This is a genomic window from Arthrobacter sp. 10N44_2 (genome assembly GCF_056394385.1).
Genome location: NZ_JBFTHT010000051.1, coordinates 1 through 437 on the forward strand (window position 1 = coordinate 1; position 437 = coordinate 437).

At 57.0% G+C, this 437-nt stretch carries 1 protein-coding gene; it reads right to left on the reverse strand.

All coding sequences use genetic code 11. The features are described from left to right. Positions 1-150 precede the first annotated feature (150 nt). Positions 151-437 (reverse strand): hypothetical protein (locus AC1DBX_RS20680; RefSeq protein WP_476932671.1); only part of this gene is annotated, 287 nt, incomplete at its 5' end.

A 437-nucleotide genomic window follows, 5' to 3' on the forward strand; every position in this document is an offset into this window, starting at 1 on the left:
GGGTGGTTTTGGGTTGTGGTGGCGGGGTTTTTGGGTGGTGGGGTGGGTGTGGGGGGTGGAGTTGCGGTGGGGGCGTGGTGGGTGTATTGTTTTCTAAGTCGCCGCGAGGGAGACCAGCGGAAATGCTGGGAACCGGAGGCGGCCAATCCCCTAAATTTCAAGACCGGATCTGGTCGGCGTTTTGTGCGCTCCGGGTTCGGGTGGGGCGGGTTGGATGGTTTGCGGGTCGCGGAAACGCTGATTTGCAAAGCGGTCCGGACTCGGGTAAGTTTGAAAAGTTGCTCCGGAGCGATCCGCGACTGTTTGTTGGTTGTGGTGGTGCCGGGTGTGTCTGTTGTTTGAGAACTCAATAGTGTGCCAAGTTTGTTGATACCAATTTATTGTATTGAATTGGTTGAATTTGCCGGGCCCGCCACCCCGTGGTGTGGTCTGGTGTT